General features: G+C 52.1%; 2 protein-coding genes. One reads left to right on the top strand and one right to left on the bottom strand.

Annotated features, from left to right (window positions below):
• The first annotated feature begins 299 nt into the window (after positions 1–299).
• Positions 300–677 carry a hypothetical protein gene (locus ABD892_RS10920; RefSeq protein WP_345195673.1) on the top strand — a complete coding sequence of 126 codons (378 nt, stop codon included), beginning with the start codon at positions 300–302 and terminating at the stop codon, positions 675–677.
• Between the two features lie 82 nt (positions 678–759).
• On the opposite strand, the gene ABD892_RS10915 is transcribed toward ABD892_RS10920, so the two are convergent.
• Positions 760–1,863: an amidohydrolase family protein gene (locus ABD892_RS10915; protein WP_345195672.1), complete on the bottom strand. Its 1,104-nt coding sequence runs from the start codon at positions 1,861–1,863 to the stop codon at positions 760–762.
• Between the last annotated feature and the right edge of the window lie 112 nt (positions 1,864–1,975).

The following is a 1,975-nucleotide window of genomic DNA, read 5'->3' as shown; positions in this document are numbered from 1 at the left end:
TATTTTGCCTGAAGAGCACAGGGGACGCTCTCTTCATTCAATTTAGCCTTACTTCTTCAGATCGTTAAGCGGGAGTTAAGGCCTCACGTTGCAGTGAATAAAACAAAGGCGTAAAACTTAAGAGCAGTAATGTGCTTTGCAGTACGAAACTGATGCAGGCTGTCCACTTGGAGTGAGAGACAGGAGCATGTTTACTCTCACCGTAAACGGTTTAAGGAAGCTATTTCATTCACGCAATACTCCCGATTGATTTATATCAGTACGCACTTGCCGCAACCACAGGATACTTCCCAAGCGTCATGTGGCGCGCAGCCTGCCGTGAGAGTATGAACATCAACTGGGAAGCCCTGATTCTTCTCGACAAAGTCAGTCAAATGACCTGCTCGAGAATCACTGTTTTACAACTTCGAATTATTAAACAACTTCACGATACCCCCAACCTTAAGCTAACCGCGTTAGCTGACAGACTGTGTGCGGGTCGGGAAACACTGCGTCAGAACCTGGTCAAACTCGTTGACCGGGCAGGACTACTCGAATGCAATGATGAGGGCGAGTACTGCCTGACCAGCCAGGGCCAAGAATGGTACCAGCAACTGTTTGCCGACGGTGAACTGTCTTTCACCATGCCGGTACCTGCCTTTGACGTTGACCGTTCTCAAGCCATATACAGGATTTAATAATATTGATCAGAACAGGATTAAAGGCCTGACATTCAGGCCTTTGGTTGCTTACCGCTGAAACTGAAAATAACGCATTCAATCAAGTCGTCATCGCCACACATTCCCCGCTGACAGGTGCTGTATATTTTTTCCCATTCAGCCTCGCAGGAACGCCATTGATAAAGACGTGCTCAATGCCGTCCGGGGCGGCATCGCTGCATTCCCGTGTTGTGTTATCCCTGACTTGCTCCCAGTCCAGCACCACAACATCCGCAACATATTCATCTTTGATAATGCCCCGATCAGCAATACCAAAACGCTCTGCCGCCTGGGCGGTCATCCGGTGTATCAGCGTTTCCATTGGTAGGTTGCCCGTTTCCCGCGCCATCTGCAGGAACCGGGGAAATGCCCCATAGGTCGCCGCGTTCTCGACACCGGAGGCTTCAGGCCAGGAATCCGTCATAAACAGCGCGGCGGGATGGGTCATCAGCCGCTCCACGATCTCGGGCCCGTAATACTTGTGCATAATCATGCGCGCTTCAGCACGGGACTGATCCAGAATATCCACCATCACCTGAAACGGCGACAGCCCGACCCGTTCGGCAATATCGGTCAAAAACAACCCATTGTAGGGCTGATAGACAGGACAACCGGCTTCGCTGATCTGAATGCAATCATATCCCAGGCCCAGCGACCGGAACGCCAACCAGGCTTCCAGACGCAACCGCAATAGCGGCAGTGACTGTTTCAACACCCCGGGCATACGGGCCATCACCCATTCGGGCAACAGCGTATTCAGCAAGGTGGCGCCAAAGGGATAGGGAAACATATCGAATTTGACATCCACCCCATCTGCAATAGCCCGGTCAAATTTGGCAATGGCTTCATCAAGGGTTTTCCAGGTGCTTTCCCCCACAAAGATCAGGTGGGAAAACTGCAGGCGCACACCGGTTTCCCGCGCAAGATCCAGCATCTCATCAATCGCACGCAGGTTATGGGCTTTCCCGAAAGGGTTCATGGGATAGGTGCCCGACAGGCTGGAATAAGCTTTGGCGTGCACGGTCAGTACCTTGTCATGCTGCTTTACCAGCCGGGCGACAGCCTTCAACTCTTCATTACCGGCAAACACTCCCGGCTTATATTGAAGCCCCAGGGACACACCAGCGGCGCCCTGACACAGCGCTTCATCCAGTAGCGACAGCATTTCAGCCTGCTGTTCAGAAGACAGGGGGCTGGTGCATATTCTGGTTTACTTGAACACCGATTCTGGTCTACTTGAACACCCCCGTCACCTTACGTATTGGCGAGCCTGATTT

Origin of the sequence: Kistimonas scapharcae (assembly GCF_039540975.1) — a bacterium.
Taxonomy (GTDB): Bacteria; Pseudomonadota; Gammaproteobacteria; order Pseudomonadales; family Endozoicomonadaceae; genus Kistimonas; species Kistimonas scapharcae.
Note: the sequence above shows the minus strand (reverse complement) of the source record. Positions and strands in the feature narration are given on the sequence as shown.